Annotated in this window: 4 protein-coding genes; all 4 read left to right on the top strand. The window is 62.9% G+C overall.

Going from position 1 to position 8,668, the window contains the following annotated elements; all coding sequences use genetic code 11:
* Positions 1-2,659 (top strand): nitrate/nitrite transporter (locus ACO2Q4_RS07125; protein ID WP_423318327.1); only part of this gene is annotated, 2,659 nt, incomplete at its 5' end.
* Between the two features lie 19 nt (positions 2,660-2,678).
* Positions 2,679-6,443: a nitrate reductase subunit alpha gene (locus ACO2Q4_RS07120; protein ID WP_423318325.1), complete on the top strand. Its 3,765-nt coding sequence runs from the start codon at positions 2,679-2,681 to the stop codon at positions 6,441-6,443.
* Positions 6,440-7,963, top strand: a complete 1,524-nt coding sequence (narH, locus tag ACO2Q4_RS07115) for a nitrate reductase subunit beta (RefSeq protein ID WP_311757994.1) — start codon at positions 6,440-6,442, stop codon at positions 7,961-7,963. Before ACO2Q4_RS07120 ends, narH begins: the two co-directional genes overlap by 4 nt.
* Positions 7,960-8,661 (top strand): nitrate reductase molybdenum cofactor assembly chaperone, encoded by a 702-nt coding sequence (gene narJ, locus ACO2Q4_RS07110; RefSeq protein WP_395134833.1) that lies wholly within the window; start codon positions 7,960-7,962, stop codon positions 8,659-8,661. The genes narH and narJ overlap by 4 nt, the downstream gene beginning before the upstream one ends.
* The last annotated feature ends 7 nt before the right edge of the window (positions 8,662-8,668 follow it).

The following is an 8,668-nucleotide window of genomic DNA, read 5'->3' as shown; positions in this document are numbered from 1 at the left end:
TACGTTGTCCTTTACGCTGTGCTTTGCTGTCTGGACTATTTTTTCGATCATCGGAATTACCATCAAGGATGAACTCGGCCTGTCCGAGTTCCAATATGGGTTGCTGATTGCGACCCCCGTGCTGACCGGTTCGCTGACGCGGCTGATCCTGGGCGTCTGGACCGAGCGCTTTGGCGGGCGCCTGGTCTTTTCGCTGCAGATGATCCTGACCGGGCTTGCAACCTACGCGCTGACCTGGGCCAACAGCTATGAAACCTTCCTGCTTGCCGCGCTTGGCGTCGGGCTTGCGGGCGGTTCGTTCATCATTGGCGTCGCCTATGTCTCGAAGTGGTTTCCTGCCGAGAAGCAGGGGCTGGCGCTTGGCACCTTCGGCATGGGGAACGTCGGCGCGGCCGTCACCAAGTTCCTTGCACCCTTCGTCCTGATCGCAATGGGCTGGCAGGGCGTGGCCGAGATCTGGGCCGCCGCCATCGCGCTGATGGGCGTGGCCTTCTTCCTTCTGGCGAAGGATGATCCGGATTTCGCCGACCGTCGTGCGCGCGGGATCAAGGCGCCATCCCTGGCCGAGCAGTTCGCGCCCCTGAAGAACCTGCAGGTCTGGCGCTTCTCGCTTTACTATTTCTTCGTCTTCGGCGGCTTTGTCGCGCTGGCGCTGTGGCTTCCGCATTATCTGGTCGCGGTCTATGGCGTCGATCTGCGGACAGCCGGGATGGCGGCCGCGGCCTTCAGCCTGTCGGCCAGCCTGTTCCGGGCCTATGGCGGGTCGCTGTCGGATCGCTTCGGCGCTCGGACGGTGATGTACTGGACCTTCGGTTTCGCGATCCTGTTCCTGTTCATGCTGTCCTATCCGCCGACGGACTACGTCATCCACGGCAAGAATGGCGCCATCGCCTTCTCGACGCAGATGGACCTGTGGCCCTTTGTCGGCACGCTGTTCGCGCTCGGCTTCTTCATGAGCCTCGGCAAGGCCGCGATCTTCAAGCATATCCCGGTCTATTATCCGAACCACGTTGGCGCGGTCGGCGGTCTGGTCGGGATGATCGGCGGTCTGGGCGGCTTCATCCTGCCCATCGTCTTTGGCGCGCTGCTGGACCTGACCGGGGTCTATACCTCGTGCTTCGTGCTGCTGCTGCTGGTCGTCCTTGTCTCGTTGGCCTGGATGCACCTGTCGATCCGCGCGATGGAGCGGGAGGCCCATGGCAAGGCGCTGGACCAGCTGCCGACCTTCCCCGAACTGGCCGAGGTCCATACCCCCGGCAAGACCGAAATGCCCCGCGTGATGCAGGACTGGCGCCCCGAGGATCCCGAGTTCTGGGAAAGCACCGGCAAGCGGATCGCCAAGCGCAACCTGTGGATCTCGATCCCGGCGCTGCTTCTGGCCTTCGCGGTCTGGATGGTCTGGTCGGTCGTCATCGCGCGACTGCCCGCCATCGGCTTCAACTTCACGCAGGACCAGCTGTTCTGGCTGGCGGCGCTGCCCGCGCTGTCGGGCGCAACGTTGCGCATCTTCTACAGCTTCATGGTGCCGATCTTTGGCGGCAGGCTGTGGACGACCATCTCGACCGCGTCGCTGCTGATCCCGGCCATGGGCATCGGCTACGCCGTGCAGAACCCCGAGACCCCCTATCTGATTTTCGTCGTGCTGGCGCTGCTTTGCGGCCTGGGTGGGGGCAACTTCTCGTCCTCGATGGCGAATATCGGCTTCTTCTTCCCGCGTTCGGAAAAGGGCAACGCGATGGCCCTGAATGCCGGGCTTGGCAACCTGGGCGTCTCGCTGATGCAGTTCCTGGTGCCGGTGGTGATCACTGCCGGGGTCTTCGGCGCCCTTGGCGGCCAGCCCCAGCAGCTTACCGATGGCGGTCAGGTCTGGATGCAGAACGCGGGCTTTGTCTGGGTTCCCTTCATCCTGATGTCGACGGTCGCCGCCTGGCTGGGGATGAACGACATCGCCGACGCGAAAGCCAGCTTCCGTGAACAGGCGGTGATCTTTACCCGCAAGCACAACTGGATCATGTGCCTGCTGTATACCGGCACCTTCGGCAGCTTCATCGGGTATTCCGCCGCCTTCCCAATGCTGACCAAGCTGGCTTTCCCCGAGGTCAACGCCCTGCAATTTGCGTTCCTTGGACCGTTGATCGGTGCGCTCAGCCGGGCTGGCAGTGGCTGGCTGGCGGACCGGGTCGGGGGCGGCCGCGTGACTTTCTGGGTCTTCATCGGAATGATCGCCTCGGTCCTCGTGATCATCCAGGGTCTCAGCATCACCTCGTTCGCGCTGTTCTTTGCGGGCTTCATGGCGCTGTTCTTCTTCTCGGGCGTGGGCAACTCGTCCACGTTCCAGATGATCCCCGTCATCATGCGCAAAGAGGTTGCCCGCATCTTCCCGCAGGCTGACGCCGACGAACGTCGCCGCCATGCCGAGCGTGAATCGGCCGCCATCGTCGCTTTCACGGCCGCGATCGGGGGATATGGCGGGTTCTTCATTCCGAAAGCCTTCGGAAGCTCGATCCACCTGACGGGCGGTGCCGAAGCGGCGCTCGTGGGCTTCCTGATCTTCTACATCATCTGCATCGCCGTCACCTGGGGCATCTATACGCGCCGCGGCGGCATGCTTCACGACATCGAACACGGGCGCGCGGTCACGGCCGCCCCCGCCGAATAACCCCGAAACGGAGAGAGCCATGAGCCATCTTCTGGATCGCCTGAATTTTCTGACCAGCCTGCGCAAGGACACTTTCGCAGACGGTCACGGGCAGACCACCATTGAGAACCGCGATTGGGAGGACACCTATCGCAAGCGTTGGCGCCACGACAAAATCGTACGCTCGACCCACGGGGTAAACTGCACCGGTTCCTGTTCCTGGAAGATCTACGTCAAGTCCGGCATCGTGACCTGGGAGACGCAGCAGACCGACTATCCGCGCACGCGTCCCGACCTGCCCAACCACGAACCGCGCGGCTGCGCGCGGGGCGCAAGCTACAGCTGGTATCTTTACAGTGCGAACCGGGTGAAGACGCCACTGATCCGGGCGCGCCTGATGCGGCTATGGCGCGAAAAGCGCAAATCCATGACCCCGATCCAGGCCTGGACCGCGATCCAGGACGATCCCGAGGCGCGCAAAAGCTATACCCGCGTCCGCGGCAAGGGCGGCTTCGTCCGCGCAAGCTGGGAAGAAGCGACCGAGATCGTCGCCGCGGCCAACGCCTATACCGCCAAGAAATACGGCCCGGACCGGGTTTTCGGCTTCTCGCCCATTCCGGCCATGTCGATGGTGTCCTATGCCGCGGGCACGCGTTACCTGTCCTTGCTGGGCGGCACCTGCCTGTCCTTCTATGACTGGTATTGCGACCTGCCGCCCGCCAGCCCCCAGACCTGGGGCGAACAGACCGACGTGCCGGAATCGGCCGACTGGTACAATGCGGGCTATCTGATCCTGTGGGGCTCGAACGTGCCGCAGACGCGCACGCCCGACGCGCATTTCTATACCGAGTCGCGCTACAAGGGCACCAAGTCTGCCGTGATCTGCCCCGACTATTCCGAGGCCGCGAAGTTCAGCGATATCTGGTTGAACGCCAAGCAAGGCACAGACTCAGCGATCGGCATGGCCTTTGGTCACGTCATCCTGCGCGAATATCACCTGGACCGTCAGGCCGAGTATTTCGAGGATTACTGCCGCCGCTATTCCGATATGCCGATGCTGGTGCGTCTGGATGAACAGGACGGCCGTCTTGTTCCCGGTCGGCAGCTGCGCGCCTCGGACTTCGATGGCGGGCTGGGCCAGGCCAACAACCCCGACTGGAAGACCGTCGCCATTGACGAGACCACGGGCAATGTCGTGGTCCCGAACGGGTCGATCGGCTTTCGCTGGGGCGAGCAGGGCAAGTGGAACCTTGAAGCGAAATCCGGCAAGGACGATGTCCGCCTGAAGATGAGCCTGATCCTCGACGAGGATCGGGACGACGTTGCCGCCGTGGACTTCCCATGGTTCGGCGGTGCCGCTGTCAACGGTTTCGTCCGCGACGACCGCGGCGAGATCCTGACCCGCAACGTGCCGGTCAAACGGATGCAGCTGGCCGATGGCAGCGAGGCGCTGGTTGCGACGGTCTTTGACCTGTTCTGCGCCAACTACAGCCTCGACCGCGGGTTGGGTGGCGAGAATGTCGCCAGCAGCTATGACGACGACGTGCCCTTCACCCCCGCCTGGGCCGAAAAGATCACCGGCGTCCGCCGCGACAAGATCATTCAGGTGGCCCGCGAATTCGCCACGAACGCCGAAAAGACCAATGGCCGCAGCATGGTCATCATTGGCGCGGGGATGAACCACTGGTTCCACATGGACATGAGCTATCGCTCGATCATCAACATGTTGGTGATGTGCGGTTGCGTCGGGCAGTCCGGCGGTGGCTGGGCCCACTATGTCGGGCAGGAAAAACTGCGCCCGCAGACCGGCTGGACGGCGCTGGCCTTTGCGCTGGATTGGCACCGCCCGCCGCGTCACATGAACGGCACCAGTGCCTTCTATGCCCATACCGATCAATGGCGCTATGAAACCGTGACGGCGCGCGAGCTGCTGTCGCCCACTGCGCCGAAAGGCGATTGGGATAAGCTTAGCCTGATCGACTACAACATCCGGGCGGAACGGATGGGCTGGTTGCCCTCGGCCCCGCAACTGCGCACCAACCCGCTTGAGGTCGGGCGCGCCGCCAAGGCCGAAGGCATCGAGGTCAAGGACTATGTCGCCCGCGGGCTGAAATCCGGCTCGCTGGAAATGTCCTGTGTCGATCCCGATGCGCCCGAAAACTGGCCGCGCAACATGTTCGTCTGGCGTTCGAACCTGCTGGGGTCGTCGGGCAAGGGGCATGAATATTTCCTCAAGCACCTTCTGGGCGCCGATCACGGCGTGCAGGGCAAGGATCTGGGCGAGGAAGGCGGCGCGAAGCCGGTCGAGGCTGTCTGGCACGACAAGGCGCCGGAAGGAAAGCTGGACCTGCTGGTGACCATCGACTTCCGCATGTCGACCACCGCCGTCTATGCCGACATCGTCCTGCCGACCGCCAGCTGGTACGAAAAGGATGACATGAACACGTCGGACATGCATCCGTTCATCCACCCGCTGCAGGCGGCTGTCGATCCGGCCTACGAGTCGAAGTCGGACTGGGAGATCTTCAAGTCGATCGCGAAGAAGTTCTCGGAAATCGCGCCCGAGGTGCTGGGGGTCGAAACCGACGTGGTGCAGCTGCCCTTGCAGCACGACACCCCGGACGAGGTTCGCCAGCCCTTCGTCGCCGACTGGAAACGCGACCAATGTGACCTGATCCCCGGCCAGACCGCGCCGAACTACATCGAGATCACGCGGGATTATCCGAATATCTACAAGCGTTTCACCGCGCTTGGCCCGCTGATGGAGAAGGTCGGCAACGGCGGCAAGGGCATCTCGTGGGATACCCGTGACGAGGTGCACCACCTGCAGGCCCTGAATGGCACCGTGACCGAGGCGGGTCCGACCAAGGGCATGGCCCGGATCGAAACCGCCATCGACGCGGCCGAAGTGATCCTGATGCTTGCGCCGGAAACCAACGGCGAGGTGGCCGTGAAGGCATGGGAGGCGCTGAGCCGCACGACCGGCCTTAGCCACAAGCACCTGGCCGAGGTCAAGGAAGACGAAAAGATCCGCTTCCGCGACATCGCGGCCCAGCCTCGCAAGATCATCTCGTCTCCGACCTGGTCGGGCATCGAAAGCGAAGAGGTCTGCTATAACGCCGGCTGGACCAACGTGCATGAGCTGATCCCGTGGCGGACCGTTTCGGGTCGGCAGCAGCTTTACCAGGACCACGAATGGATGCGCGCCTTTGGCGAGGGCTTTGTGACCTGGCGGCCGCCGGTAGACCTGAAAACGGTCGGCCATCACGCGACCAAGTCGCTTGGCTCCAGCGAAAAGCACGTCGTGCTGAACTTCATCACGCCGCACCAGAAATGGGGCATCCATTCGACCTATACCGACAACCTGCTGATGCTGACGCTGAACCGCGGTGGTCCGGTGGTCTGGATCTCGGAAGTGGATGCGAAAAAGGCCGGGTTGGTCGACAACGACTGGATCGAGGTCTTCAACACGAACGGCGTTCTGACCGCGCGGGCGGTGGTTAGCCAGCGGATGCGCGAAGGCACGGCTTTCATGTATCACGCCCAGGAAAAGATCGTGAACACCCCCGGCAGCCAGATCACCAACCTGCGCGGCGGGATCCACAACTCGGTCACCCGCGTCGTGCTGAAGCCTACGCACATGATCGGCGGCTATGCCCAGCTCAGCTATGGCTTCAACTACTATGGCACGGTCGGGGCGAACCGGGACGAGTTCGTGATCGTACGGAAGATGAACAAGGTGGACTGGCTTGACCGTCCGCTGGATGACCAGCCCGCAACCCAAGCTCCGGAGGCAGCGGAATGAAAGTACGTGCGCAAATCGGCATGGTGCTCAATCTTGACAAGTGCATCGGCTGTCACACCTGTTCGGTGACCTGCAAGAACGTCTGGACCTCACGCGAGGGGGTTGAATACGCTTGGTTCAACAACGTCGAGACCAAGCCCGGCATCGGCTATCCCAAGGACTGGGAAAACCAGAAGCGCTGGAACGGCGGCTGGACCCGGACCAAGTCCGGGCACCTGCAGCCCAAGCAGGGCGGCAAGTGGCGGATCCTGGCGAATATCTTCGCCAACCCGGACCTGCCCGAAATCGACGATTTCTATGAACCCTTCGATTTCGATTATGACCACCTGAAATCCGCCCCCGAGATGGAGGCGTTCCCGACCGCTCGTCCGCGCTCGATGATCTCGGGCGAGCGGATCGAGAAGATCGAATGGGGCCCGAACTGGGAGGAAATCCTGGGCGGCGAATTCGAGAAGCGGTCCAAGGACTACAACTTCGAAGGCGTCCAGAAAGACATCTACGGTGAATATGAAAACACCTTCATGATGTATCTGCCGCGCCTGTGCGAGCACTGCCTCAACCCCGCCTGCGTGGCGTCCTGCCCGTCGGGCGCGATCTACAAGCGCGAGGATGACGGCGTCGTCCTGATCGACCAGGAGAAGTGCCGCGGCTGGCGGATGTGCGTTTCGGGCTGCCCCTACAAGAAGATCTATTACAACTGGTCTTCGGGCAAATCCGAGAAGTGCATCCTTTGCTATCCACGCCTTGAATCCGGCCAGCCTACGGTCTGTTCGGAAACCTGCGTCGGCCGCATCCGCTATCTGGGGGTGATGCTTTACGACGCCGACAAGATCGCCGAGGCCGCCGCGACCGAGTCCGAAATGGACCTTTACGACGCACAGTTGGGCGTCTTCCTTGACCCGAACGACCCCGAGGTGATCGCGGCCGCCCGTGCCGAGGGCGTGCCCGAGGACTGGATCCGCGGCGCGCAGAACTCGCCCATATGGAAGATGGCGATGGAGTGGAAGATCGCCTTCCCGCTGCATCCGGAATACCGGACCCTGCCGATGGTGTGGTATGTGCCGCCGCTGTCCCCGATCCAGAACGCCGCCGAGGCGGGGCGGATCTCGGCGCAGGACGACATGCCCGACGTGCGTTCGCTGCGCATTCCGCTGCGCTATCTGGCGAACATGCTGACGGCAGGGGACGAGGCCCCGGTCGCCGCTGCGCTGGAACGGATGCTGGCGATGCGCAGCTACATGCGTTCGAAAACCGTCGACGGCGTGGTGAACCTGGGCGTTGCCCAGCGTGTCGGCCTGACCCCGCTGCAGATCGACGAGATGTACAACCTGCTTGCCATTGCGAATTACGAAGACCGCTTCGTCATTCCCACCACCCACCGTGAAATGGTCGAGGACGCCTATGACCTTCGCGGCGGCGGGTGCAGCTTTACCGACGGCAACGGCTGCTCGTCGGGCCACAGCACCGGCAAGCTTTTCTCGGGCAAGAAATTCCGCAGCCCGCAGGAGTTCATTTCATGAAGACCTTCAAGGTTCTTTCCCTGCTTCTGACCTATCCCACGTCAGAACTGCAGGCCGCCATCCCCGAATTGCGCGCTGCGCTGCTGGAGGATGGGCTGCTTGGACCGAAGCGGATCGAGGATTTGACCCCGCTTCTGACCCAACTCGCGAAGAATGACATCTACGACCTGCAGGAACGCTATGTCCTGTTGTTCGACCGCTCGCGCACGCTGTCGCTGAACCTGTTCGAGCATATCCACGGCGAAAGCCGTGACCGCGGCGGCGCGATGGTCGATCTGCTTGAGACCTATCGTGCGGGCGGCTTCGACCTGGGCGGGACCGAACTCCCCGACCACCTGCCGGTGCTGCTGGAATTCCTGTCGACCCGTCCCCTGGACGAGGCACGCGAGATCCTGCGCGACGCCGGTCATATCCTGGTCGCGCTTGGCGAAAGGCTGATCCGGCGCGAATCCGTCTATGCCGCTGTCCTTGAGGCTCTGACCGCCGTCGCCGAAGCCGACCCGGAAACCGAAGAGGTCGAGACCCTGCTGGCCGTCAAGGACGACGATCCCGAGGATCTGGCCGCCCTGGACGCCGTCTGGGCAGAGGCGCAAGTGACCTTTGGTCCCGATCCGAATGCCGGCTGCCCGGTCAGCCGCGATATTCTTGCCCGCATGGACCCCGTGCCCGCACGCAATGCGGCCGGGACCGCCAGCTGAGGAGGCC

The sequence above is a fragment of the Paracoccus sp. KR1-242 genome (assembly GCF_049446195.1).
Lineage (GTDB): Bacteria > Pseudomonadota > Alphaproteobacteria > Rhodobacterales > Rhodobacteraceae > Paracoccus > Paracoccus broussonetiae.
The sequence above is the reverse complement of the archived record's forward strand: the minus strand, read 5'-3'. Positions and strand labels throughout refer to the sequence as shown.

Excerpts from the sequence above, each read along its gene's own strand:
- ACO2Q4_RS07120 (WP_423318325.1), top strand. The coding sequence starts at position 2,679 with ATGAGCCATCTTCTGGATCGCCTGAATTTTCTGACCAGCCTGCGCAAG.
- narH (WP_311757994.1), top strand. The coding sequence starts at position 6,440 with ATGAAAGTACGTGCGCAAATCGGCATGGTGCTCAATCTTGACAAGTGC.
- narJ (WP_395134833.1), top strand. The coding sequence starts at position 7,960 with ATGAAGACCTTCAAGGTTCTTTCCCTGCTTCTGACCTATCCCACGTCA.